21 protein-coding genes and 1 pseudogene are annotated in these 26,447 nt (G+C 43.4%); 15 read left to right on the top strand and 7 right to left on the bottom strand.

Annotated features, from left to right (window positions below; genetic code table 11):
• Positions 1 to 258: 258 nt before the first annotated feature.
• Positions 259 to 1,761 (bottom strand): PLP-dependent aminotransferase family protein, encoded by a 1,503-nt coding sequence (locus ACP7AK_RS02475; protein WP_004646934.1) that lies wholly within the window; start codon positions 1,759 to 1,761, stop codon positions 259 to 261.
• Between the two features lie 328 nt (positions 1,762 to 2,089).
• Between ACP7AK_RS02475 and ACP7AK_RS02470 the strand changes: the two genes are divergently transcribed.
• The 3 genes from ACP7AK_RS02470 to ACP7AK_RS02460 all read left to right on the top strand — a co-directional run bounded on the left by ACP7AK_RS02470 (position 2,090) and on the right by ACP7AK_RS02460 (position 6,436).
• Positions 2,090 to 3,361 carry a Glu/Leu/Phe/Val family dehydrogenase gene (locus ACP7AK_RS02470; protein ID WP_425878594.1) on the top strand — a complete coding sequence of 424 codons (1,272 nt, stop codon included), beginning with the start codon at positions 2,090 to 2,092 and terminating at the stop codon, positions 3,359 to 3,361.
• 347 nt (positions 3,362 to 3,708) lie between these two features.
• Positions 3,709 to 4,971: a 4-aminobutyrate--2-oxoglutarate transaminase gene (gene gabT, locus ACP7AK_RS02465; RefSeq protein ID WP_005106976.1), complete on the top strand. Its 1,263-nt coding sequence runs from the start codon at positions 3,709 to 3,711 to the stop codon at positions 4,969 to 4,971.
• A gap of 16 nt (positions 4,972 to 4,987) precedes the next feature.
• Entirely contained in the window at positions 4,988 to 6,436 is a 1,449-nt protein-coding gene (locus ACP7AK_RS02460) for an NAD-dependent succinate-semialdehyde dehydrogenase (RefSeq protein ID WP_425878387.1), read from the top strand.
• A gap of 204 nt (positions 6,437 to 6,640) precedes the next feature.
• Here the strand turns inward: ACP7AK_RS02460 and ACP7AK_RS02455 are convergent, their stop codons facing one another.
• The 3 genes from ACP7AK_RS02455 to ACP7AK_RS02445 form a co-directional block, all read right to left on the bottom strand.
• The gene (locus ACP7AK_RS02455; protein ID WP_425878385.1) at positions 6,641 to 6,922 is read right to left on the bottom strand and encodes a helix-turn-helix domain-containing protein; all 282 of its coding nucleotides are present in this window, start codon (positions 6,920 to 6,922) and stop codon (positions 6,641 to 6,643) included.
• The gene (locus ACP7AK_RS02450) at positions 6,915 to 8,219 is read right to left on the bottom strand and encodes a type II toxin-antitoxin system HipA family toxin (RefSeq protein WP_425878383.1); all 1,305 of its coding nucleotides are present in this window, start codon (positions 8,217 to 8,219) and stop codon (positions 6,915 to 6,917) included. The genes ACP7AK_RS02455 and ACP7AK_RS02450 overlap by 8 nt, the downstream gene beginning before the upstream one ends.
• 249 nt (positions 8,220 to 8,468) lie before the next feature.
• The gene (locus ACP7AK_RS02445; protein ID WP_005106979.1) at positions 8,469 to 9,518 is read right to left on the bottom strand and encodes a Rieske 2Fe-2S domain-containing protein; all 1,050 of its coding nucleotides are present in this window, start codon (positions 9,516 to 9,518) and stop codon (positions 8,469 to 8,471) included.
• Positions 9,519 to 9,828: 310 nt separating this feature from the next.
• Here ACP7AK_RS02445 and puuE point away from each other — a divergent pair, with 310 nt between their 5' ends.
• The 5 genes from puuE (at position 9,829) to ACP7AK_RS02420 (ending at position 13,985) form a co-directional block, all read left to right on the top strand.
• Positions 9,829 to 10,791 carry an allantoinase PuuE gene (puuE, locus tag ACP7AK_RS02440; RefSeq protein WP_425878381.1) on the top strand — a complete coding sequence of 321 codons (963 nt, stop codon included), beginning with the start codon at positions 9,829 to 9,831 and terminating at the stop codon, positions 10,789 to 10,791.
• Between the two features lie 143 nt (positions 10,792 to 10,934).
• Entirely contained in the window at positions 10,935 to 11,438 is a 504-nt protein-coding gene (gene uraD / locus ACP7AK_RS02435; RefSeq protein ID WP_253114016.1) for a 2-oxo-4-hydroxy-4-carboxy-5-ureidoimidazoline decarboxylase, read from the top strand.
• Complete coding sequence (gene uraH / locus ACP7AK_RS02430; protein WP_425878378.1) at positions 11,435 to 11,755, top strand: hydroxyisourate hydrolase; 321 nt, start codon at positions 11,435 to 11,437, stop codon at positions 11,753 to 11,755. Before uraD ends, uraH begins: the two co-directional genes overlap by 4 nt.
• Positions 11,756 to 11,785: 30 nt before the next feature.
• Positions 11,786 to 13,144 (top strand): nucleobase:cation symporter-2 family protein, encoded by a 1,359-nt coding sequence (locus tag ACP7AK_RS02425; RefSeq protein ID WP_425878376.1) that lies wholly within the window; start codon positions 11,786 to 11,788, stop codon positions 13,142 to 13,144.
• 127 nt (positions 13,145 to 13,271) lie between these two features.
• Positions 13,272 to 13,985, top strand: a complete 714-nt coding sequence (locus ACP7AK_RS02420; RefSeq protein WP_004280255.1) for an outer membrane protein OmpK — start codon at positions 13,272 to 13,274, stop codon at positions 13,983 to 13,985.
• Between the two features lie 57 nt (positions 13,986 to 14,042).
• Here ACP7AK_RS02420 and ACP7AK_RS02415 read toward each other — a convergent pair whose 3' ends face one another.
• Both ACP7AK_RS02415 and alc read right to left on the bottom strand, forming a co-directional pair.
• Positions 14,043 to 14,540 (bottom strand): ureidoglycolate lyase, encoded by a 498-nt coding sequence (locus ACP7AK_RS02415; RefSeq protein WP_425878373.1) that lies wholly within the window; start codon positions 14,538 to 14,540, stop codon positions 14,043 to 14,045.
• A gap of 12 nt (positions 14,541 to 14,552) precedes the next feature.
• Positions 14,553 to 15,557 (bottom strand): allantoicase, encoded by a 1,005-nt coding sequence (gene alc / locus ACP7AK_RS02410; protein WP_425878372.1) that lies wholly within the window; start codon positions 15,555 to 15,557, stop codon positions 14,553 to 14,555.
• Positions 15,558 to 15,767: 210 nt separating this feature from the next.
• Between alc and hpxO the strand changes: the two genes are divergently transcribed.
• Entirely contained in the window at positions 15,768 to 16,925 is a 1,158-nt protein-coding gene (hpxO, locus tag ACP7AK_RS02405) for an FAD-dependent urate hydroxylase HpxO (RefSeq protein ID WP_425878370.1), read from the top strand.
• A gap of 76 nt (positions 16,926 to 17,001) precedes the next feature.
• Here hpxO and ACP7AK_RS02400 read toward each other — a convergent pair whose 3' ends face one another.
• Positions 17,002 to 17,925 (bottom strand): LysR family transcriptional regulator, encoded by a 924-nt coding sequence (locus ACP7AK_RS02400; protein WP_425878592.1) that lies wholly within the window; start codon positions 17,923 to 17,925, stop codon positions 17,002 to 17,004.
• Positions 17,926 to 18,204: 279 nt separating this feature from the next.
• Between ACP7AK_RS02400 and ACP7AK_RS02395 the strand changes: the two genes are divergently transcribed.
• From ACP7AK_RS02395 to ACP7AK_RS02370, 6 genes and pseudogenes are all read left to right on the top strand, one after another.
• Positions 18,205 to 19,260, top strand: a complete 1,056-nt coding sequence (locus ACP7AK_RS02395) for a Rieske 2Fe-2S domain-containing protein (RefSeq protein WP_425878368.1) — start codon at positions 18,205 to 18,207, stop codon at positions 19,258 to 19,260.
• Positions 19,261 to 19,979: 719 nt separating this feature from the next.
• Positions 19,980 to 21,080: a BMP family ABC transporter substrate-binding protein gene (locus tag ACP7AK_RS02390; RefSeq protein ID WP_253114744.1), complete on the top strand. Its 1,101-nt coding sequence runs from the start codon at positions 19,980 to 19,982 to the stop codon at positions 21,078 to 21,080.
• 120 nt (positions 21,081 to 21,200) lie between these two features.
• On the top strand, positions 21,201 to 22,802 hold the full coding sequence (locus ACP7AK_RS02385) for an ABC transporter ATP-binding protein (protein WP_425878365.1): 1,602 nt from the start codon (positions 21,201 to 21,203) through the stop codon (positions 22,800 to 22,802).
• A gap of 41 nt (positions 22,803 to 22,843) precedes the next feature.
• Positions 22,844 to 23,941 (top strand): ABC transporter permease, encoded by a 1,098-nt coding sequence (locus ACP7AK_RS02380; protein WP_312585064.1) that lies wholly within the window; start codon positions 22,844 to 22,846, stop codon positions 23,939 to 23,941.
• A gap of 33 nt (positions 23,942 to 23,974) precedes the next feature.
• On the top strand, positions 23,975 to 24,895 hold the full coding sequence (locus ACP7AK_RS02375; protein WP_004729775.1) for an ABC transporter permease: 921 nt from the start codon (positions 23,975 to 23,977) through the stop codon (positions 24,893 to 24,895).
• A gap of 43 nt (positions 24,896 to 24,938) precedes the next feature.
• Positions 24,939 to 26,308, top strand: a pseudogene (locus ACP7AK_RS02370) (amidohydrolase family protein).
• The last annotated feature ends 139 nt before the right edge of the window (positions 26,309 to 26,447 follow it).

Below are 26,447 nucleotides of genomic sequence, written 5' to 3'. Positions count from 1 at the left end.
CTTTGATTAAAGTACGGTTACATGCTGTTCATGTATGCAGTTAATTTCTCTTTTTTGTTGTAAAGTGACGAGAGCCATTTTTGAGCAATTCAAAGGAGCCAATTGGCTTAAGAGATAAAAAATATAAGCAGGCAATATTTACAGAAAAATAAAGCTTACCTAAAATATCAGGCTAAAAGCAGGTTTACGTTCCCTTTAAAAATAAATTAAAAGCTTTTTGATTTTAAAAATATAATTGTATTGATCCCTGAGTTTTTACTAAGTTAAAGTGCGGATCCCATGCTCGCGCAAGCACTTTAACAATATCCCGAAAGCCACCAGAATTTCCTGTTCACTCACACAGGCAAAGCCCAGTAATAATCCTTTCTGCCGGGTGGAATAATGTTTGGTATAGTATTGCGATAAGGCTCTGACCTTGATTCCCAGTTCAAGCGCTTTGGATGCAATCAAGACATCATCACTGCTGCTCGGCAATTTTAAAATCAGATGCAAACCGGCGGCGGTATTGTATTCATGCAGAAAATCTTCACCTAAATGTCGGCGAATCAGGTCAATTAAAAAAGCGTGGCGTTTACCGTACAATAAACGCATCCGTCGGATATGCGCCTCATAATGTCCTTCACGGATAAATTCAGCCAGTGTTTGCTGATCGATTAAGTGACCACCACGATAAAGTTCCGAAGCTACAATTCGCAATGAAGAAAAGAGCTGTTTTGGTACCACTAAATAGCCAATACGCAGGGCCGGATAAATCGTCTTACTGAACGTCCCCATATAAATCACCGGAGAATCCGGCTCTAAACCTTGTAAAGAAGGATAGGGCTGGCCCGAGAACCTGAACTCGCTGTCATAATCATCTTCAACAATCCAGCTATTGTGCTGGCGTGCCAGTGCAATTAACTGTTTGCGCCGTTCTAAACTTAAATGTGAGCCCAAAGGATACTGATGCGACGGCGTCACAAAAATCAGTTTAGGTGGTTTCTTGGGATGCAGATCGGGAATAATCCCTTCCTGATCCACCGGTAAGGAACGTAGATTGACGCCATTAATTCGTAAAATATTACGCGCGCCCCAATAGGCTGGATCTTCGATCCAGACCTCATCGCCTATGTCGCTTAAAGTACGCGAGACCAAATCAATCGCCTGATGGGTGCCTTCGGTAATAATGATCTGATCAGCATCGCACTGCACTGAACGGGCAATTTTCAGATATTCTGCCAGCTCCTGACGCAGTTCCAGAGAGCCACCGGCATTGCTGTAAATCAGGTTGTTAACTTGAGGTTCACGGCTCAAACGCGTCTGGATTTTGCTGAAAATATGATGCGGAAATTCGGTTACATCGGGTGCGCCCGGTACAAAGGCTCCCCATTGATAAGGCGAAGCCGCGGAATAGCCGAGCAAGTAAGAACCGCGTTGCGACAGATTATAATTTTGCTGTGCTTTTTTTTCTGCAACGGCAGGAGAATTCTGTTCTGCCTTCACCAAAAAGGATTCGGGTAATTTCTCTACTACCCAGGTACCTTGACCGGTACGGGCATCAACATAACCCTGTGCCTGTAATTGTTCATAGGCATTTAACACCGTATTACGCGATACCTGAATCTCTTTAGCCAGATCACGTGATGCAGGCAAGCGGGTTTTGGGAGCCAATACGCTATCAATAATCGCGTTACGCAAGCAGCGGAACAGGCGCATCTGTAATGTTCCTGTGACATCTTGCTGCAATCGCTGCAGTAAATAATCTCCAAGCAAGCTACGCAATTGGCTCTCTCCTACAAATTTGAAATGGCTCTCGTGAGAGCGGTATTGCTAGGTGCAAAATAGTCTGATCAGGCAGTCATTGTAAAGTGTCTTGTATGCGTTTTGATCATGTACCTGCGGCTTGAATGCGAGCATACAGGCGGGCAGGCAATATACACAGATACCGATTAAAACTAAAGCGGAAAATCTAGACACTGATTTTGTTTGGAGCTCGCTGAACTAAGACCTGAATCAAGCAATGATTGCCATAACAGCCGAATAGAGATGTGTTGCAGCCGCCAGGACATACGACTGCATATAACAAAAGGATCATAGAATGAACATGATGATGAAAGGATTGACCTATACCGAGCAAGGTACAACGGCCTGGAACAATTATCTTAAGCAACTGGATAAAGTAGCGCCTTATCTGGGTGAGCTGAGTGAACGACTGGACATGCTGCGACGCCCAAAGCGCAGTTTGATTGTCGATGTTCCGGTCATCATGGATGATGGTACGGTTCAGCATTTTGAAGGCTATCGTGTTCAGCACAATTTAACTCGCGGTCCAGGCAAAGGCGGCGTGCGTTTTCATCCAGATGTCAATTTGGATGAGGTGATGGCTCTGTCGGCCTGGATGACGATCAAATGTGCTGCTCTAAATTTACCTTTTGGCGGTGCCAAAGGCGGTGTGCGAGTTGATCCGAGCCAGCTTTCCAAGCGCGAACTGGAACGCTTGACCCGACGTTATACGGCAGAAATCAATTTAATTATTGGACCGCAAAAAGATATTCCGGCGCCGGATGTTGGAACCAATCCGCAAATCATGGCCTGGATGATGGATACGTTTTCCATGAATGCGGGTTCTACGATTACTGGTGTAGTGACCGGAAAGCCGGTTCATTTAGGGGGGTCTTTAGGCCGCAGTAAAGCCACAGGCCGTGGTGTGTTTATTAGCGGTCGTGAAGTTGCCCAGCAAATTGGTCTAGATTTAAAAAATGCCCGGGTCTGTGTACAGGGTTTCGGTAATGTCGGCAGTGAAGCTGCGCTGCTTTTCCAGGAAAATGGCAGCAAAGTGATCTGTGTTCAGGACCATTCTGCCACCCTGTATCAGGAACAGGGGATTGATATTAGAAAGCTGCTTGAATACTCAAATACCCACCATAAAATTCAGGGATTTTCTGCCAGCGATGAAATTTCTGCATCAGCTTTCTGGACCATTCCTGCCGAAGTCTTTATTCCGGCAGCGCTGGAAGGTGTGATTAATACTCAGGTCGCGCAAAATATTCAGACCAAAATGATTCTGGAAGGTGCCAATGGTCCCACTTTGACTGAATCGGATGAAATTCTGAGTGAGCGTCATATTACCGTGGTGCCAGATGTAATCTGCAATGCGGGTGGCGTGACGGTCAGCTATTTTGAATGGGTTCAGGATTTGGCCAGTTATTTCTGGACCGAGGAAGAGATTAATCAGCGTATGGATGCCAGCATGAAAAATGCGGTACAGGATGTATGGCAAAAATCAGTCCAGGCCGGATGTTCTTTGCGTACAGCCGCTTATATTCTGGCCTGTGAGCGGATTTTAATGGCGCGTCAGGAACGCGGCATCTATCCGGGTTAAGCGAAGTTTTTGCAAGATGGATTAATCCATAAAAATGAATGGATTTAATCCATGATGACCTATCCTAAATTTTTGCAATGGATTTTTAAATTGGCTTCTTTATTTAAAAAGGAGCCAATTTTTATTAAAAACATAAATACTTGTTTATAAATAAAATAATTTTATATTTTGACTCTTTTACTAATTTCAACTAGACCAATTGGCTCCTTCGATCTGCTGCAAAGTGGCTCTCGTCTCATACGTATAAAAGCGCAAAATGAACCATATCAGCCAGTCTTTGGCAAATTTCTATCCCAAGATCCGGATAGCAAAATTTACAACGTATGAATCAAGAATGAGGATACAAAATGGACAGTAAACACTCAGCACTGAATGCACGTAAACAGCAGGCAACACCACGTGGTGTTGGGGTCATGTGTCAATGGTACGCAGAGAAAGCAGAAAACTCGACCATTTGGGATGCAGAAGGCAATCAATATATCGACTTTGCGGGCGGGATCGCCGTACTGAATACTGGCCATCGCCATCCTAAAATTATTGCTGCGGTCACTGAACAATTAACCAAATTTACCCATACGGCTTATCAGGTTGTACCATACGAGAGTTACGTTGCTCTGGCAGAACGTATCAATGCACGCGCACCCATCCAAGGTGCTGCAAAAACCTCATTCTTTTCGACTGGTGCTGAAGCTGTCGAAAATGCAGTTAAAATTGCCCGTGCCCATACTGGCCGTCATGGCATTGTGACTTTTGGTAATGGTTTTCATGGCCGTTCATTCATGACGATGGCCATGACCGGTAAAACTGCACCTTATAAACGCGACTTTGGGGTGATGCCTGGTGGTGTTTTCCATGCCCGTTACCCGGTGGAATCCAAAGGCATTAGTGTTAATGATGCAATTCAAAGCATTGAAGATATTTTCGCAGAAGATATTGCTGCGCATGACGTAGCAGCGATTGTGCTTGAGCCTGTACAAGGCGAAGGCGGTTTTAATGTGGTGCCTGCAGAATTCCTGAAACGCTTGCGTGTACTATGCGATCAAAACGGCATTTTACTGATTGCTGATGAAGTACAGTCTGGTTTTGCGCGTACAGGTAAACTGTTTGCGATGGATTATTATGAGACCAAGCCAGATCTGATTACGATGGCAAAGAGTCTGGGCGGCGGTTTCCCGATTTCAGGCGTTGTGGGTCGTGCTGAAGTGATGGATGCACCAAATCCGGGTGGATTGGGCGGTACTTATGCCGGTAACCCGGTTGCTGTTGCGGCTGCCCATGCGGTACTGGATATCATTGAAGAAGAAGGTCTTTGTGAAAGAGCGAATGATCTAGGCGCAGAACTGGTTGATGTTTTACATGAACTGAAAATGTCATCTAGCATGGTCAAAGATATTCGTGCACTGGGCTCAATGGTGGCGGTTGAGCTTGAAACTGCGGAACAGGCAAAAGCTGTACAAAACCATGCCATGCAAAATGGTCTGTTAATCCTGACCTGCGGTCGTTATGGTAATGTAATCCGTTTCCTATACCCGCTCACGATTCCGGCAGAACAGTTCCGTGCGGGATTGGCTATCTTGAAACAAGGGTTTGCACTGTCTGTCGCAGCCTAATAAAAGAGTAATGATCATGCTTCAAGCGCAATATAGAGATTTATTACAGCATCCTGATATCAACTTCGATCAGCCTGCCACGGATGAATATATTGAAGTCAAAGATGCAGCAACCCAAGCCACTTTGGCCTGGGTAAAATCCCATGACCGGACATCTGTAGAACAGCTGATAGCTCGTTCTCAGCAAGCCCAAAAAGCCTGGAAAACCAAGACAGCCCTCGAACGTGCGGATGTGCTTTGGGCCTGGTTCAATCTGATGCAGGAACATAAAGAATCTTTGGCTCAGATTCTGACTGCTGAACAGGGTAAGCCACTGGCTGAGGCACGGGGTGAAATCGGTTATGCTGCTTCCTTTATCCGCTGGTTTGCTGAGCAGGCACGCCGTATTGATGGTGACGTGTTGACTCCAACGCTTGCCCATCAACGGTTATTGGTCATTAAGCAGGCGATTGGGGTGACAGCGGCCATTACACCGTGGAATTTTCCGGCGGCGATGATTACCCGTAAAGCCGCGCCAGCTCTGGCTGCTGGCTGTTCCATGCTGGTTAAACCGGCTGAACAAACGCCTTTAACCGCCTATGCGCTTGAAGTTTTGGCCTTGCGCGCAGGTTTGCCACAAGATGTATTGCTGCATGTCAGTGGTGATGCGGTTGAAGTGGGTCAGGTCTTATGTGAAAGCGAAACCGTGAAAAAGTTAAGCTTTACCGGCTCAACTCAAGTCGGTCGTATCCTGATGCAGCAATGTGCGCCGACCATCAAAAAACTGTCCTTAGAACTTGGTGGCAATGCGCCAGTTCTGGTCTTTGATGACGCCAATCTTGAACAGGCGGTACAGGGCATCATGGCCAGTAAATTCCGGAACAGTGGGCAGACCTGTGTTTGTGCGAACCGGATTTATATACAAGATGGCATTTATGATGCGCTGGTAGAAAAACTGGTGGCTGCCGTTGACAAACTGAAAGTCGGTGATGGCCGTGATGAAGCTTCTACCCAAGGTCCATTAATTGATGAGGCTGCGATTGAAAAAGTGCAGTCACATATTGCCGATGCAGTGAGCAAAGGTGCACAGGTGAAAACCGGTGGACAGCGCTCAAATCTGGGCGGTACATTCTTCGAACCAACGCTTCTGACTGAAGTCACCCAGCAGATGCGTGTGGCAAAAGAAGAAACTTTTGGACCGTTGGCGCCGTTATTCCGCTTCAAGACTGAAGAAGAAGCAATTCAGATGGCGAACGATACGGAATTCGGTCTGGCCACCTATGTATTTACCCAAAGTACAGCACGTCAGTGGCGTGTAGGCGAAGCCTTAGAATACGGTATGGTGGGAATCAATACCGGAGCTATCTCTAATGAGGTTGCGCCATTTGGTGGAGTCAAGCAATCAGGATTAGGCCGTGAAGGGTCCAAATTCGGTATGGATGAATATCTTGAAATGAAATATCTCTGTGTTGATATTTCTTCATAATGACGTTTAAAAAGTAAACGTATTCATTAAAAAACTGATAAGAAAATATCAGCCTCCAGTGAATCCCGCGTTTAATTTAAACCGGGATTCCTGCGATGGAGCAAGGACTCAATAAACAGATTGGAGCAGGGCATATTTTCAGTTGTTAAACCATTCTTCTTCTCTAAAATTCCCGCAAATATCAATTAAAGCATCAGCTTCTCATCAGGATTTAACCCTGATTTCTAACTTTAAACCAAAAGCATCCAGTAATTTCTGCATAGACTTGAGTGTTGGATTTCCTTCAGGTTGTTCCATTTTCTGTAGAGTTTGGGGAGCAATCTTGGTAATTTTAGCCATATCGTTGAGTGTGAGGTGCAACTCGGTACGAATGAAGCGAGCAACCTGATGAAAAGGCCAGTCAGGATTGTTACTGACGGTTTCAAGTACAGACAATCTCTTTTGCATCTGTTTAATCGGAGTCAGTGGCTTGAAGCGTTTATCCATAATTCAGCTCCTCCAATTGTTGGCAAATATTATCAATTCGATACTGGCTATTTTCTAGAATTTCAGGTGCCAATTGCAGATACTGCATGTGCTCGAGTAACCCCTGATAAAGTGGTAATTGCTCGACTAGCACCGCTCTGATTTCTTCTGAATCAATTAGCGTACTTTCTGTTATCTGTTCGATAACTGAATGCCAAATTGGCATACCACCATGATCATCTCGCTCCCAACGCGTAGTTCGGGCAATACCATCTGGATGGAGCCACATCGGCGCAAAATCAAATAATGGGGTTAGTTGAATGATTCCGTTATTGAAACGTTGAATCGCTGTATTACGGGTATGATTGTCCTTATTGCCTAAAGCAACATTGGCAAGATCACGCTTCAAATATTCAAAGATTTCCTGTTTTGGTTCAGTACAGCATTGCATCAACAGGCTACAGATCTGGTTATGGGTCATTCTTACCCCAAAACCGGCTTTTCCTCCCAGAGAAGCAATACTTTCCTGGGCAATTCTTTCAACCTTCCCATCGCTGACTTTACGGTCAAATCGGGGAATAAATAAAGTCTTACCATGCAGCTCCAGTTCCTGATGAACACGAAGTCCCAGGTATTGGGCAATTTTCATATATAAGGCTTCGTGCATCAAAATTTTATCTAGATTCTGATCACTGCCACGACTGAATTTCACCAGCCAATGCTGTTTGACCTGATGATCTGTCAGCGTGTGATCCAGATAGAACAGGTCATCATGACCTTGAGTCAGCAGTAATTTTGGCCACTCGCCCTGAATACCAGAAGAGCCGGCAATAAAAAGTCCATAAGAGGCTAAGGATTCAATAAAGTTTTCTTGACGTTCTACGACTTGGTCTAGGCTAAAGCCATGATTCTGCTGAACAGGAAACTGCCCCTGTAGCCATTCATAAGCCTCTTTAATCCGTAAATTACCAATCGGATTACCTGCACCCGCTTTTAGAAGCGCCCAGTCTGCTTGTTCCTGAGTGTTTTCAGAAAAATTAAGCTGACGGAGTAATTCTTTACGGCCATAACCTTGAGGTAACAAATCCATCAGGAAGGCTGGCCAGGTAGATTGCAAGGTATTTTGTACATTTACTGGTAAATGATAGGCTAGCGCATGCCCATCGCTTAGGTCCATATAAGAAATAGCATATTCAAATAGATATGATGTGCGCGTGGCTGCTTGCCATCCAGTTTGTTGTTGACCGACAATCTCAACAATAGCGCAATCCAGCCATTCATCTTCCTGATAAATCTGCAGTGTGCAATATTGATTCATAATTTTATTAAAATAGTAAAGTAAAGTGATTTTATTTATTATATACCTATTTTAATAAAAAACTAATTTTATCTTCTTAAAGTTCTTTATCGTTCTAAAAGGCCTTATCTTCACCAGAATACAAGGCTTATGAGGCTATATAACAAGATGTATCCTCATAGAAATCAATATATAACCCAATTAATTTTTAAATATCAGAGGAGCTCTAACCCTGGTTATTTATTATGAATCTTTCTTTTGAATAAAATTTTAAGCAGCAAATAAAGGACTAAATCCCCGTTTACGTAGTAATTTTCGGTACATACTCGAGCTTCGATCTGCCGGAAAATGCGCTTCTAAAGATAAGTCCAGAGGTAAATATTCAGGTTTCTGATTTTCTACAATCACACGATCTTCCTCGAAAATTTTCATATTAAAGGCATAGGCATCTTCAACCGGTAAATCTTTATCATAATTGCGGCAAATAGGTGCAAAAAGTCGTGTTGAACGCGCAGTCATGGGTGAAGCCGCATTCATGATGACCTGCTTGGCATGATTTGGAAAATGAATCGTAAGTGTTGCAGTAAAGGGTAGGCTCACTTCAAAATGACGTAACCATTTAAAATCTTCCTGGCCACGCTGCTCTGTTCCGATCGGATAACGTCCCACACTGCTGATATAATCTGCATTAAAACCGACCTCCGTTTCTGTCGTACTGTAATCAGGAACTTCTACATCCTCCGGATCGCCAAAAGTGTCTGGATGCACCCAGGCAAAATGAGCCACATCAATAAAACCTTCGAGCTGTCTTCCTGCAAAACATTGAATGTCTATCTGAGGGCAGACCAGTTGCTGATACTCAGCATCATCCCAAAAAGGCATGTTAGGAATATGAGGTTCTGCATCTTTTGTAGCGCTTAATGAACACCAGATCAGACCATACTTTTCTACCGCAGCATAAGTTTTCAAATGGAAACGTTCCGATATTTTATGCTGAGGATGTGCAGGAATACGGTTGCATTTACCTTCATTGCCAAAGCGTAAACCGTGATAACGACACACCACGCCTTGGCCGTCATTTTTTCCCAAGCTTAAAGGTACACCGCGATGCGGACATGCATCTTTCGCCACCACCAGTTCATCGTTCATTTTATAAATCACCAGAGGCATATCAAGCAGCATGCTACTTGTTGGCTGATCTGTAATATCACGCGCAAGTGCAATCGGATACCAGTACTGAGCCAAAAGATGCCAGTCATGTTCCTCGAATGTCATATGGACTGGTAAGTCGGGACTAAAAGCGGCGATATTTGTATTCATAATGGGTTCTGTGTCATGACCTTTAGCTGGACTATAAAACAGCAATGTGTTCTATGAAATTTCAATTAACAGGACATAGGATTGCGTAAATCAGAACACTGACCAGCGATTAAAAACAAAATAAGCATCTTTCCAGGTTTTTTATGTTCAACCACGCAAATATTGAGATGGGATATTTAAATGCTTAAATCTCCTAAAAATAATCTTTTTAAGCCTATGTTCGCGCTGTCGATGCTCTACTTTGGCGCACAAATTGCTTATCACGCGTATAGACAATTGATCATTTACTCAGAATCGACAAGGATTTGATGTGACGACTAGCTATTTACGCGGACAAGAACTTATCGAGAGCATTCGCAGTGCACCTTATTCGCGTGACCTGATTGGTTATCATGGCGAACCACCAAAAGTGCAATGGCCAAACGGCGCGCGTGTCGCGGTACAGTTTGTGCTGAATTATGAAGAAGGTGGTGAAAACCACATTGAACATGGTGATACGGGGTCAGAACAGTTTTTATCTGAAATCATCGGTGCTGCCAGCTTTCCAGACAAACATATGTCGATGGATTCGATGTACGAATATGGTTCACGTGCAGGCTTCTGGCGGATTCATCAGGAGTTCCAGAAACGTGGTTTGCCGATGACTATCTTTGGAGTCGGTATGGCCTTAATACGTAATCCTTATGTGGTCGAGGCGATTAAATCAGCTCATTATGATGTGGTTTCACATGGGCAGCGCTGGCTACATTATCAGGACATGCCGCTTGAACTTGAACGTCAGTATATGGATCAGGCGATCAGTGTTCTGGAAAGCCTGTTTGGTGAAGCGCCTATTGGGTGGTATACCGGTCGGGACAGTCCAAACACCCGTCAACTTCTGGCTGAATTTCCTCACATCAAATATGACGCTGATTACTATGGAGATGACTTGCCATTTTGGAGCACCTTGACCAATCAGGCAGGGGAAACACGTCCGCATTTGATTATTCCTTATAGCCTGGATAGCAATGACATGAAATTCAGTTCACCGGGCGGGTTTAATAGCGGGGAACAGTTTTATCAATATCTCAAAGATGCTTTTGATGTGCTCTATGCCGAAGGCGAAACTGCGCCAAAAATGCTGTCGATTGGCATGCACTGCCGTACTTTAGGACGGCCGGGACGTTTTAAAGCTCTACAAAAGTTCCTGGACTACATTCAAAATCATGACAAGGTCTGGATTTGCCGTCGTGGGGATATTGCCGAGCACTGGTATAACCATCATGCGCCATAATCATAAAATATATTGGAAAAGATCAGTTTAGATGCTCTTTTTTGAGTCATGTACTTTATAAAAATAACAAACACATCAGCTTTGGCACTGTTATTGCAAAACCAGTTTTAAATAACCAAGCAATATAAACAGGCGATTGAATAGTGCAACTTGTTGAATTTAATCAAGCATCAGCAGAAGATGCGATGATCTTTTTAAAGCACTGTGTGCAAATACCCAGCTGGTCGACCGAGCTTGCCACAAAACGTCCTTATGCATCGCTTGAGGATGTTTTGAGTGCAGCGAACCAACAGGCGGCGACCTGGAGTTGGGATGAAATTAAAACTGCGCTGGATAATCATCCCCGTATAGGTGAAAAACAGGCACAGGCTGAATTAAGTGAAATAGAAAAAGACTTTTCCCATCGTGAGCAATCCGGCATTACAGCAGATGACGATACCCAGCTCGCGCTGCTTAAAGGCAATCTTGCCTATGAAAAAAAATATGGGTTTATCTTTCTGATCAAAGCTGCTGGATTGAGCAGTGAAGACGTCCTTCAAGCCCTGAACTATCGTTTGCTAAATGATCCAGAGATTGAGAAACGTATTGTCCATCATCAACTGGCAGAAATTGCCTTGTCACGACTGGCTCAGGAGCTTCATGCATGATTAGCACGCATATTTTAGATACACATCTGGGAAAACCTGCGACAGACGTGGTGGTACGACTTTTTGCTGAAGACGGTCGCTTGCTTGCTGAGACAAAAACCAATACAGACGGTCGCGTCAGTGATTTTGGCATAGTCGATTTAAAAACAGGTATCTATAGTCTTGAGTTTTTTACATCTGCTTATTTTGAAGGTTTGGGTTTAGAAACTTTTTTTCCTAAAGCAGTTATTCATTTTTATGTGAAAGATGCATTCCAGCATTTTCATATTCCTTTACTGATCAGCCCATTCGGGTACTCCACATATCGCGGAAGCTGATTTTATATTTAGACTTTGAGGGTGAGAAAAATGACAGAACAAAGTAAAACAATATCACCTGAACATGAATATTTAGGTGCGGGGAAAAGTGCAGCTTATGGTTTGCAACACGTACTGACCATGTATGGTGGAATTATTGCACCACCTTTAATCGTGGGAACAGCAGCCGGCCTAGAAGCTTATCAAATTGGATTATTGATTGCGGCGGCGCTATTTGTCGGTGGTTTAGCCACAATTTTGCAAACCGTTGGGGGGAAATATATCGGTGCAAAACTACCTTTGGTGCAAGGGGTTTCTTTTGCCGGTGTCGCAACGATGGTGGCGATTGTGACTACAGGCGGTGGTTTGCAAGCCGTCTACGGTGCAGTCGTTGTCGCATCATTGATCGGTTTTTTCCTCGCACCTTATTTTTCCAAAATTATCCGTTTCTTTCCACCAGTCGTGACCGGTTGCATCATTACTATCATTGGTTTGTCTTTATTGCCGGTGGCAGTCCGCTGGATGATGGGCGGCAATCCCAAGGCACCAGAATGGGGAAGTATCGAAAATATTGGTCTGGCACTCATGACTTTAGCTTTAGTCGTCTGCCTGAATTTGAGCCGACATGCTGCTATTCGTCGCTTGTCTATTTTACTGGCAATTGTTTTAGGTTCAGTACTGGCTTATTTATTCGGTTTTGGTGATTTCTCTAAAGTTGCGAATGGAACATGGATTCAGGTACCCAGCTTCTTCGCCTTTGGACTACCGACTTTTGAGCTCACTGCCATCATTTCCATGCTTATCGTTACGCTAGTGATTATGACCGAAACCACAGCAGATATCATTGCAGTGGGTGAGATTGTAGGTACCAAAGTGGATGCGGATCGTATCTCGAATGGCTTGCGTGCCGATATGTTATCGAGTGCGATGGCACCGGTTTTTGGTTCATTTATGCAAAGTGCTTTTGCGCAAAATGTCGGCTTGGTGGCGATTACCGGAATTAAAAGCCGCTTTGTGGTCGCAGCTGGGGGCATGATTTTAGTCGTGTTGGGTTTACTGCCAATTATGGGACGTTTGATTGCTGCCATTCCTGTACCGGTATTAGGTGGTGCAGGTCTGGTACTTTTTGGAACAGTCGCTGCAAGCGGGATTCGTACCTTGGCTAAAATTGATTATAACGAGCAAAAAAATCTTATCATTGTTGCGACGGCTATTGCAGCCGGCATGATTCCCATTATTGATCATTCCTTTTATGCCAACTTTCCAAAATGGGTGCAAACCTTGTTTCATTCGGGGATTAGCTCAACCTGCTTAATGGCCATTTTACTCAACCTGTTGTTCAATCATCTGAACCTATTTAAAAATAAAAGCACAGCGACTACAGAAATTGTGGCAAAGATTCCACATTAGAAAATTTAAACCAGGATGAAAACAGTCCAGAAAATGGGCTGTTTTTTTTATCAAAAATTAAAAATGTTGGCTTTGTTTTTGCTTAATTCAGAATGTGATTCTTTCATTCCATTGGGGACCCTTATTTATGAAATTCACTCAACTTACTGCTGCAACATTACTTGTATTGGGTGCGGCATCCGCACAGGCAAAACCGATCTGGCAAGACTTCAGTGTCACCGGACTTTATGGAGAAAACTATGAGGTGGTCGATGAGAAACAGGCGACTGCGACCTTTGAATATACGGCAAAAGTAAAATATGCAGATGTCTTCTTCTTCATTGACCGTATGCGCGGTGCAGATGACTTTAAATCAAGTTATTTTGAATTTTCACCACGTTTGAGCTTGGGTGAAGTGTCGGGTCAGAAGCTTGCCTTTGGTCCGGTTAAAGATGTACTGGTTTCAACGACCTGGGAAGGTGGAGAGGGTTTTGATAACTTCCTGTACGGCGTAGGTTTCGATCTGGATATTCCATATTTCCGTTATGCCAGCATTAACCTTTATCGCGTGAATAATGAGAATATTGATGATGATTACCAGTTGACACTGACCTATGGCGTGCCAATTAAACTGGGAACTGAAGAATTTCTGGTGGATGGCTTCTTGGACTGGTCTACAGAAGAAGATACTCATGACAGCGAGATGAACTGGACCACCCAATGGAAATGGAATGTCGGTAAACACATTTCTCCAGACACCAATTTATATCTGGGGATTGAACATTCTATCTGGAACAACAAATTCGGTATCCCAAATGCCGATGAAAATAATGTCAGTGCTTTAGTGAAATATCACTTCTAGGCAAAGTGATGAAGAAATAAGTTAAAAGCCCTGATAAAAGGGCTTTTTTTAATGCGTTTAAAATACGATCTGGATGTTTTCAGGAAAAGGATGAACATCACAATTTGATCCGCTACCTATACGATCCACTACGACAAACTCGCTGGGTGCTTCAAGGGTCAATAATGGATGATGCCAGGTTCCGGCACGATAATTTATCCCTTGAGAACCATCACTGATAAATACCTGAATCTGACTAATATCGGGCTGTGTATAATCAAGTTCAGGCGCTACAACGATTAAAAATTGCTGGCCGTGCATTGGAATAAAAGCCTGTGAACCCAGAGGATGTCTTTCCAGCATCGAGATTTGAAAAGGAATTGCCGTAGCTTGCATATTTCTAAAAATACTCAGTCCAACCTTGGCATCACTTTCTACTTCAGACAGGGCATGATAACGCTCAGTCTGCTGCTCATTGATATGAAAATAATGATTACCCTGACAGGCAATGACTTCTCCAAAAGGCAGAAAATTTTCCGTGCTTAAAGACTGTATTTTTATGCTTTGCATATACATGCTCTTCATCATTTAGGCCAATTTTCCCCAGAGCCGAATCCGGCTAATACCACCATCGGGAATCATGTTGACACGAATATGGGAAATTTTTTCGTGCTGTAAAATTTCATTGATGTAATGATGAATATGATCCATTTGCATGGGCTGAGCTTCTAACAAAAAAGGCCAGAACATGCTTTGTGGAATGAGTTGCTCATCGGTTGCATCCTCAACATAGATGGCTTGAATAGAAACCTCTGCAGGGAAATTTCCCTTAAAATGGGCGGTATCAATTTCAATTTTCTCGATTCGGGCACTGGCGCCTAAAGCCAAAATGCACCAGTCAAATCCTGGAGCACGACGCCGTTTGGTTTCCCAGCCATCGCCCATGTTAATGCCACGTCCCGGATTAATCAGATTGCGTGGATGTCCAAAATGCGCATCGCTATAGGCAACGACACGGCCACCATGTTCTAGTGCCAAAACATCTAGCATTTGATCACTATCTTGCAGATTGATTTTTACCTGACCATAGACCTTAAAACGTGCAATCCCACCGTCAGGATAAATATTCAAACGGACATGGGTAAATATCTGCTTTGCTGAAATCTGAACAATATGATGCTGGCTGGGGCCCAAGACATTATTTTCTATAATGCTGATCCATTCTGCCTGATCAAGATTTCCATCTGGCGCATAACATGCTTGCACAGCAGCAGAGGCCGGATAATTACCGCTAAAAAAAGTCGTATCAATATCCAGTGCCTGTATTTGACCTGCAACAGCAAGTTTAATGATGGCCCAATCATAGCCCGTGTGGCGCTTGCGACGGGTTTCCCAGCCATCCATCCATTTGCCATGCTCATCAAACTTGTCTTCGATAAAGACCGGTGCCTCAAATTGCAACATGCGTTTTGCTTCAGCAAAAAACTCATCTGAACATTCAAGAATTTCTGCGCCAATTCGGGCATCTGCAAGGTTAGTTAACTGCTGTACTGGAGCAGGCAGATCAAAAATTGGAGCTAATAAGGTCGCCATCTTAAATTTCCATCATTGGTATACGTCACATGAATATGCACTTTTATAAATACAAATTTAGGTCTTCTGCCTTTATAAAAACAGGACATTGAAGGAATTTAAAAGCACAGCGTGTGCCAACTCTTGCTATTTTTTTAGTGCATTTTTTTCAGGATGGCACGTTTTTAGCATTTTAGCTGGCAATGAAGATGAAATAGCCAGGAGGAATAGATGGAGATTGCAATTATTGGGGCAGGCATGGGCGGGTTAACCACAGGAATTGCACTAAAAAAGTTCGGACATCGGGTCACCATCTATGAGCAGGCAGAACAGATTTTACCTGTCGGTGCTGCAATTTCCTTGTGGTCAAACGGGGTGAAGTGTTTGAACTATCTGGGCTTAACTGAACAGGTAGCAAAGTTAGGTGGCCAGATGAATGACTTAGCCTATATCGATGGTTTGAATGGCGAGGTCATGACGCAGTTTAGTTTGGCGCCGTTAATTGAAGAAGTCGGTCAACGTCCATATCCGGTATCGCGTGCTGAATTACAAAATATGTTAATGGATGAGTTTGGCCGGCAGGATATTCAGCTCGGTAAAAAAATGGTGTCTATTGAGGATAAGGGGCAACACGTTGAAATCGGTTTTCAGGATGGCAGCACTGTTTCTGCAGCATTATTGATTGGCGCAGATGGTACCCATTCCATGACGCGTCAGTATGTATTGGGCAAACAGGTTGAACGCCGTTATGCTGGCTATGTGAACTGGAACGGACTGGTTGAGATCTCTGAAGATTTAGCGCCCGCACAGCAGTGGACCACTTTTGTCGGTGAAGGCAAACGCGCTTCACTGATGCCTGTGGCAGAGCATCGCTTTTATTTCTTCTTTGATGTGCCATTGCCCGCAGGTCTGGAGAATCAACGTTCGGAATATAAGATCTTATTAAAGCAATATTTCTCTGGCTGGTGCTCCCAGGTTCAGCGCTTAATTGACAGTATTGATGAGCAGAAAACCAATCGTGTCGAGATCCATGATATTGAGCCTTTTACCCAGTTTTATAAGGGCCGTGTGGTAATTTTAGGGGATGCAGCACATAGCACCACACCGGATATCGGGCAGGGAGGTTGCCAGGCAATGGAAGATGCGGTCTATCTGGCACGTGCCTTACAAATTAATACGCTAGGTCTGGAAGATGCCCTGAAACGCTATCAGAATAAACGCAATGAACGCGCCAATGAATTGCTGCTACGTGCACGTAAGCGTTGTGATGTCACGCATATGAAAGATGAGCAAATTACCAAAGACTGGTATGCAGACCTACGGAAAGAACAAGGCCCACATATTATGAAAGGCATTATTAGCAATATTGTGGGTAATCCATTGGATTAAGTCTAATTAATAGCATCACATATCGAGAAACCGCGATTTTAGCCATCGCGGTTTTTGTTATTTAAGTATGAAAATACTACAGTTGCTGCACCTTGCTTTTTAAGGTTTCCATTTGTTCAATCATATGTTTAATCATCAACTGGGAAACGCGTGAAATTTGGCGTTTAGGCGCCACACACAAGGCAATGGTCAGCGGATGCAGTCCTTTTTCAGAGATAGGTTTAAAGACCACTTCATCTCGCTCGACATAGGGTAAAACATCGAGATAACTAAAAATTCCAATCCCGGAATTCGCCTTAATGAGAGTATTCATCAGGCGGATATCATTCGATTCCGTTTTACGTGCAGGTATAAATTGATGATGTTTATACAGTGCCTGTACATAATCATGAATAATCAGGGGGTCGGCCGGAATAAAATGGTTGTCATTCAAGGTATCTGAAAAATAAATCTTTTCTGCTTGAGCAAAAGGATGAGACTTACCCATCACAAAACCTAAAGGCAGTTCCAGAAAGTGCAGGACTTCAATATGTTGATGGGATTTCGGATTCAGGATCAGGCCAAAATCCAGTTCTGCCTCAATCACTTTTTTGGCTACGATTTCACTGTCTGCGACCCGGATATTAAAATTAATCCAGGGATAATGTTCATACATATATTGCACGGACTGCATGACAAAACCATCATTTAAGGCAGAAATTAAACCGAATTCGATGGTCCCACGCGTAAGCCCCTGAATTTCATCAAAGCGAATCCGGGTTTGCTGGAATTCTTTTTGCCATTTTAAAACATCGGCATAGAGTAATTCACCCGCCAGTGTCAGTTTTAAACCATGGGGCAAACGCTCAAATAACACAATTCCCAGTTCTTCTTCAGCCAAAGCAATTTGCCGATGTACTGCAGACACGGAAATGAATAATTGATCTGCGGCCTTGCGTAAACTTCCCGTTTTCGCCACCGCGATAAAATATTCTGAAAATCGGGAAAAAGGCGTATTCATTAATTTAGTCAAGCGAAGAACCACCTTTTATTCATATCAATATTTGAGATAAACGTGTTTATGCGAGTTTTATGCCAAAGAAGGCAGCTTTAATCGGCAAGTACATTTGTACATGGTTGATGTGTTCTAATTTCAAGAATGAATAGTACGAATCATTCTAATAGACAGAATGACAATAAATTCAGTAATTTCAATCATAAGCAAAGCCAAAATTGCACAGTTATGCACTGTTCAAGGCCTGTAAAAAGAGACCATCCACAGTAAGAATATAGGTTTGATATGAACGCCATTCCAGTCATCAATTTATTCAACAAACCCTGCTATAGCCAGTTTGATGATCAGGACTGGGACATTCTGGCTCGTCACTGGTATCCGGTTGCACGGATTCAGGACGTTTCTACCCAACCGCAACAAGTAACCCTGCTTGATGTCAAACTTGCACTGTATAAAACAGACAGTGGTGCAATTCACCTGGTTCGTGATCTCTGTCCACACCGGGGCGTACCCTTAACCAAAGGCTGGGTTTCGGGTGAAAATCTGGTCTGTCCTTATCATGGCTTACACTACAATGGCCAGGGAAAATGTATCAAAATTCCTGCACAACCCGAGCTGACCAACATTTCTGAGCGCTTTTCTCTGACCAAATTTCCAGTAGTGCAAAAATATGGCTTGATCTGGACCAGTATTTTTGGCCGTGACGAAGCAAAAGCCAATTTTCCTGTTTTAGATACCTGGGAGATGCCAGATCATCAGGCAATTTTACCGCCGTTTTTGGATATTGCCGGTTCGAGTGGCCGTCAACTGGAAGGCTTTATTGATGTTGCACATTTTGCCTGGGTTCATCAGGGTTCTTTCGCAGATCCTGAAAATCAGGTTGTACCCAAATACACGACAGAACGTACAAATTACGGCCTGCATACCGAATATGTCAGCAGTGTCAGCAACTATCCACATGGTATGCAAGATCTGGCACCGGAAGGCTTTTTGTGGAAACGTGTATTTGATGTCTATCCACCGTTTTCTGCGGTGCTAACTGTACATTTCCCAGAACAGGGACAATTAAAAATTCTCAATGCCTGTTGTCCGGTCTCACACAATAAAACCCGTTTATTTGTACCACTGACACGCAACTTCGATACCACAGGAGATTTACAGGCGGTATATGACTTCAATGCACAAATTTTTGCCGAAGATCAGGACATGGTAGAAAGCCAAAAACCTGAAGAATTACCGCTCGATATTTCTATGGAAGCGCATTTTGAAGCAGATCGCTCTTCAACGACCTATCGTCGAATCTTAGCCGAGTGGGGATTAAGTAAACGTTATATTGTCTAATATATTTTAAAATTTAAAAATATGGATTAAATTTTAAATAGAAACCCTATATTTCAATATAGTGGTTTTTATTTATATTATTTTTGAATGATCAAAATATTATTTATATGTCCTTATTTCTTAATTAAAATTGATTAATATTTTCAAAATTTGGAAATTAAATAAATCAATCCAGGCAAGCTCCGATTAGAGATTTCCAACCTCCTTCAATGAGGAGAGAAAATAAAAATATCTACAGAACATCATCCTTTCGGCGTATTACAAGCTAAACCTAACTATAAAAAAACTATTAATATATTTAAATATTAATGATTTATATCTAAAAAAATCCCATTCCCTCAATGAGTCTCAATACATGGTTCTATCATTTTAATTTATCTTTGCTCATGAAAAATATGAAGCTTGGATTAAAAAAGGAATGCGCAAATTTAAGGCATTTTATTTTATCGCACCACTAATAAGCAAAAATAAAAAATAAATCCATTTGATAAATTAAACCCCCTATCAATCATAAAATAAGCTTTTATAAATTTAATATCATTACGCCTTAATTAAATTATAAAAACAAAAAACATTTTATTTTAAAACCCTATTTCTATTATTTTTATAAAAACTGGAATGCTTATTGCTAATTATATCTTGAACAGACTGAGCACATTTGCGTGAAGTCATTTTAAAGCATGTGTTGCATGACACAGAACAACCAAGAGCAGAATAGAATGAAAGAAAAAAATAGCTTGAAAACCGGATTGAAAAAATTGGTAGGGGTATTAATGGCAAGTGGTGTAATGGGCATGGCCGCTGTCGCCAATGTTCAGGCCCAAGATAAAGCCGCATTTGTTTATATTGGCCCAACCAGCGACCATGGCTGGACCTATTCTCACGATCAGGGCCGGATTAAGGCTGAAAAAACCCTCGCAGGAAAATATAAAACCTCTTATATCGAAAATGTCCCTGAAACAGCAGATGCCGAACGTGTGATCCGCAACCTGGCACAACAAGGCAATAAAGTCATTTTTGCGACTTCGTTTGGTTATATGAATGCAATGGAGAAAGTATCCAAGCAATTTCCCAATACAGTATTTATGCATGCAACCGGTTATAAGCAGGGCAAAAACTTAGGGGTCTACGATGTCCGTACCTATGAAGGTGCTTATATGCTGGGTGTGGTCGCAGGGCAAAAAACCAAAAATAATGTTTTGGGTGTAGTTGCGTCTTTTCCGATTCCTGAAGTTATCCGTAATATCAATGCCTATACCCTCGGTGCACAAAGTGTAAATCCAAAAATTAAAACCAAAGTCATTTGGGTGAATTCATGGTTTAACCCGGGCAAAGAACGTGATGCAGCCTTGGCTTTGATTGCTCAAGGCGCAGATGTGCTGATGCAAAATACCGATTCTCCAGCAGTGGTACAGGCGGCTGAACAAAAAGGTGTCTTTGCTTTTGGCTGGGATTCTGACATGAGCAAATTTGGCCCTAAAGCGCATCTTGCTGCATCGGTTTTACATTGGGAAAAAATTTATACTCCGGTAATGACGCAAGTCAGCAAGAAAACCTGGAAACCAAGTGCAATGTGGTATGGCGTAAAACAAAAAGCCGTTGATATCGAAAGCTTTGGTCCTTCAGTGTCGGCAGCCTCTAAAGCAAAAGCGCTCAGCGTACGTGATGGCATTTTAAAAGGCACACTGCATCCATTTACCGGCCCGATTCATAAACAGGATGGCACATTGGTCTTGGCAAAGGGCAAGCGCCTAGATGATGCGGCACTAAGCAAAATGAATTACTACGTGAAGGGCGTAGAGGGTTCATTACCGAAATAAAGCTTTGTCATTTTGCAATTCAAAAAACTTTAAATACTTTGATGTACTTTCCCGCATCCATCTGAATGCCTGCACGCTTCAGATGGATGCCGCACTGTCACAGCATTGAATAGGGCACTGATGATGACCTCTCAAGACGATAGATCTGCTCATGCGCAAGAGTTGAACGCACGTTCTTCTTCAGGTGTACCGCGTTTACAGCTCATCAATATCTGTAAAAGTTACAATTCATTGAAAGCGAATGACCAGATACATTTAACCGTTCAACCTGGGCAAATTCATGCCATTTTGGGTGAAAATGGTGCTGGCAAAAGTACCCTGATGAAAATCATTTATGGGGCAACCAAGGCCAATCAAGGACAAATCCTCTGGAACGGTAAAGAAGTTCATATTGATAACCCGTCGATGGCAAGAAAACTCGGGATTGGCATGGTCTATCAGCATTTCTCTTTATTTGAAACCTTGACCGTAGTGGAAAATATTTTGCTGGGACTGGATGAAAAGATTCATTTAAAAGTCCTGAGCCAAAAAATTATTGAAGTTTCAGAACAATATGGTTTACCGATTGATCCACGCCGCGAAGTACATTCTTTATCGGTAGGTGAGCGGCAACGTGTCGAAATTATTCGCTGCCTTTTGCAAAATCCCGCTTTAATCATTTTAGATGAACCGACTTCAGTATTGACACCACAAGCGGTACGGCAACTGTTTAAAACTTTACGGTTATTGGCCTCCCAAGGCGTTTCAATTTTATATATCAGTCATAAATTACACGAGATCAAAGAACTCTGTGATGAAGCGACCATCTTACGCAATGGCCGTGTCACCGGAAATGTTAATCCCAAAGACAACAGTACTAGTGATTTAGCACGCTTAATGATTGGCCGTGATTTACCGACCTATGTACGCCCTGAATATACAGGTGAAAAACAGATATTATTCCAGGTTGAGAATCTCAATTACCAGTCCGACGACCCATTTGGTGTGTCGCTGAAAAATATCAATTTAAATATTTTTGCCGGTGAAATTGTAGGAATTTCCGGGATTTCTGGCAATGGGCAAGCAGAATTACTGTCTTTATTGTCGGGTGAAAATAGCCTGAAACATGGCCGGATGGTTCTGGATCAAATCGATATTTCCCGATTCAGTTCTGGACAACGGCGTGATTTGGGCCTGGGCTTTGTCCCTGAAGAACGTCTGGGCCGAGGAGCAGTCCCGAACATGACACTGTCCCAGAATACCTTGCTGACCGCATTTCGGCAGAACCTAACGCAATGGGGATTAATCAAGTTTGCACAATGTAAGCTTTTTGCCGAGCACTGTATTGAAAAATTCGGGGTGAAAGCCAGTGGCCCAGAGGCAGAAGCACGTTCCTTGTCCGGTGGAAATCTACAAAAATTTATTGTCGGCCGGGAAATTTTGCAAAACCCGAAATTCCTGATTGTGGCTCAACCGACCTGGGGCGTTGATGTGGGCGCGTCCATGTTTATCCGGCAAACCCTGATTGATCTCTCTCGACAAGGTGTTGCCATTTTGGTGATTTCAGAAGAATTAGAAGAGCTGTTTGAAATCAGTGATCGTCTCTGCGTGTTGGCCAATGGTGAACTATCTCCAGCGATACCTACTCATGAAACCAATACTGAAAATGTTGGAATCTTGATGTCAGGCATTCCAGGCCATGACACTGCGATCATAGTAGAGGAGCAGCAAGCTCATGCTTAATATAACAAAAAAACAAATATACAGGTTGAGAGGAGAGCGACATGCATTTACTGGAACCGCGTGAACATCCCTCTCAAATCATGAAGTGGCTTTCACCGCTCATTGCGCTGCTAGCCATGCTGATTGTCGGTAGTATTCTGTTTTTAATGTTGGGGATTAATCCCGCGCAAGCCATGTACATCTTCTTTATTGAACCGCTGACGTCGTCTTATGGCTGGAGTGAACTGGCAGTGAAAGCCGGGCCTCTGATTCTGATTGCCTTGGGACTGGCGGTCGGATTCCGGGCGAAATTATTCAATATCGGTGCTGAAGGTCAGCTCACCATGGGCGCGATTTTTGGCGGTGGTATTGCGATTTTATTTCATGATCACATCGGCTGCTGGATTCTCCCGTTAATGATCGTTATGGGCGCACTTGGTGGGGCACTCTGGGGTGCAATTCCTGCCTTACTGAAAACCCATTTTAATGCTGAAGAAACCCTGACCACCCTGATGATGAATTATGTCGCAGTATGTGTGTTGCTGTACCTAGTCAATGGTCCCTGGCGTGATCCGGAAGGGATGAACTTCCCTCAATCGGTGGTTTTTAGTGAGAGTGCGACGCTGCCATTTATTGTAGAAGGCACACGCATTAATACCTCTATTTTTATCACTTTTTTTGCAGTCCTTCTGTTCTGGGTTTTTATGCGTAAAAGTCTGACGGCCTATAAACTGGAAGTCAGCGGTCAGGCACCTTTAGCTGCCAAATACGCAGGTTTTTCTTCCTCCAAAGCGATCTGGATGAGTCTGGTGATTTCCGGGATGATGGCAGGTATTGCCGGAATCTGTGAAGTGGCTGGACCTATTGGTCAGCTGAATCCGAACCTGTCCCCAGGTTATGGCTATGCAGCGATTATCGTGGCCTATCTAGGGCGTTTAAACCCCATCGGTATTGTGCTGTCAGGCTGTTTTATGGCGCTGATTTATCTGGGCGGCGAAATGGCACAAATGCAGTTGCAGCTTCCGGTCGCGATTACCGGTATTTTCCAGGGCCTGCTGTTATTTTTCCTGTTGGCTTCCGATGCATTAATTGAAAACCGTTACCGGTTTAGCAAAAAAATGGTGCCACCGGTCCCTCAGTCCACAGCAACCACCCTCTAACCCAATGTTGTCTACAGCAAAAGGAAGCATGATATGGCTTTAGAAATAACTGCAATTCTTGCAGGTACTGTTGCAGCAGCAACACCACTGATTTTCGCAGGTCTGGGGGAATTGGTCACACAGCGGACAGGTGTGATTAATCTTGGAGTAGAAGGGATGATGCTGGTCGGTGCAATTGCAGGTTTTGCTTTTGCTGCGCAATATGATGCCAGTGTATTAAGTGCCTTATTGATGGGTGGTCTGGCAGGCATGCTGATGGCCCTGATTTTTGCCTTTTTTACCTTGTCTTTAAGTACCAATCAATCCGCGTGCGGTTTGGCTTTAACCATTTTTGGACTCGGTATCTCTGCATTTTTGGGACAGAACTACGTCAGTATGGCTTTACCGGGTCTGGCTAATTTTAATATTCCACTATTAGCGGATATTCCAGTATTGGGTCCGATTTTGTTCCAGCAAAACTATGTGGTTTATCTGTCAATCTTGGTCTTCTTTCTGGTGTGGTTTGTCTTGGCCAAAACCCGTTTGGGCTTATTGCTTAAAGCAGTCGGAGAATCACCGGAAAGTGCGCATGCCATGGGTTATCACGTGTTGGCGATTCGTTATGGCGCAGTGCTATTTGGCGGTTTGATGGCAGGGGTTGGCGGAGCATTTTTATCGACCGTATATACCCCGATGTGGATTGAAAATATGGTGGCAGGCCGCGGCTGGATTGCCATTGCACTGGTAGTATTTGCGGTGTGGAAACCAACACGTTTAATGCTCGGCGCTTACCTGTTTGGGGGCGTAACCATTTTGCAATTTCACGCCCAGGCGCTTGGAATCAAGGTGCCGAACGAGCTGCTTGCCGCATTGCCCTATATAGCCACCATTGTGGTACTGGTCATGATTTCACGGAATAAAAAAGTACTCAAAATGAATTTGCCATCTTCTTTAGGCAAAACCTTCGTGCCATAACCGCAGCCATTCATCATAAATAGAATAGATTTGAGTATAAATCATGAAAATTTTAACAGCTTCCTATGTCCTTACCATGAACACGCAGAATGAATGTATTAAAAATGGCGCGATACTGATTGATGGTGACAAAATAAAAGCAGTGGGTACATTGAGTTAACCCAATGCTATCCAGAGGTGCTCATTGAGGATTACCCACAAACGATCCTGATGCCGGGCTTGATCAATACCCATTGTCATTCCGGTTTATTGCGTGGTACGGCTGAAGGATTACCGGTTTGGGATTGGTTACAGCAGTATATTGACCCGATGCACCGGGTGTTGACACCAGAGGATGCGAAAATCGCCTCCTATTTATGTTATGCTGAGGCACTATTGTCGGGAACGACCACCATCGTTGATATGTGGCGTTATATGGACGGAAGTGCTGAAGCTGCGCAAGCATTGGGAATTCGTGCCGTTCTCGTACCCTATGTCGCAGAGCATCCGGATCACAATTATTTTGAAACCTTAAAAAGTAATGAGGCTTTAATCAACCGTTGGCATCAGCAGGCGAATGGACGTATTCAGGTTTGGGTAGGTTTAGAGCACCTGTTTTATGCTGAAGCTTCAGCATTAAGCCGTATTGAGAAACTTTGTCAGGATTATCAAACCGGTTTTCATACTCATAGCAATGAAAGCCAATTTGATGTACAGGAAAACCTGCGCCGTTCAGGCATTCGCCCGATTGAAAGTCTGCAAAAGCTAGGCTTGCTAGATCTGCCTAAAACCCTGTTGGCACATTGCGTCTGGGCAGATGCAAATGAAATTCAGATTTTAAGGCAACATGCGGTCGGTGTCGCCCATAACCCGATTTCCAATATGAAATTGGCCTCCGGTGCAGCCCCTGTGGTTGAAATGCTACGCCAAGGCATTGCGGTGGGTCTGGGTACTGATGGAGAAAAAGAAAACAATAACCTGGATCTATTTGAAGAAATGAAAACGGCATCATTATTGGCCAAGTTTTCGAATTTAGATGCGGCTGCCCTGGATACCTGGTCAGTCTGTCAAATGGCTACGATTACAGGAGCTAAAGCCTTGGGTATGCAAGATGAAATTGGTTCATTGGAAGTCGGCAAACAGGCCGACCTGATTGCGGTGAAACTGGATACACCGCGGATGACGCCTTTGATTGATCATAGAAAATTATTTAATTTGCATACCAATTTAGTCCATGCAGTTCAAGGCCAAGATGTCGTGATGACGATGGTGGCGGGACAGATTGTGGTTAAAAATGGCCGTTTGATCAATGCCGATTTACAGGCTCTAATTGATCAAGTGAATCAGGCGGCGCCACGCTTGTTTGAACGTCGTGATCAGTGGTTTGCAAAGCAGGGGCAAACGGTGAATGAATTACAGCGGGAAGAATTTTAAGATTTACGTGGATGTTGAGGTTATTCATTGATAGTGGGGTGACCTCAGACGCCTTTCTAACGAATGATTTAAATGAAATTAAACAGAGTGAATAGACTGATATTTTCTAATCTTTAGATGAGTTTCATTCATTCACTTC

This window comes from Acinetobacter sp. TWP2-2-3, assembly GCF_049896445.1.
Taxonomy (GTDB): domain Bacteria; phylum Pseudomonadota; class Gammaproteobacteria; order Pseudomonadales; family Moraxellaceae; genus Acinetobacter.
This window is presented reverse-complemented; position numbering and strand designations above follow the sequence as displayed.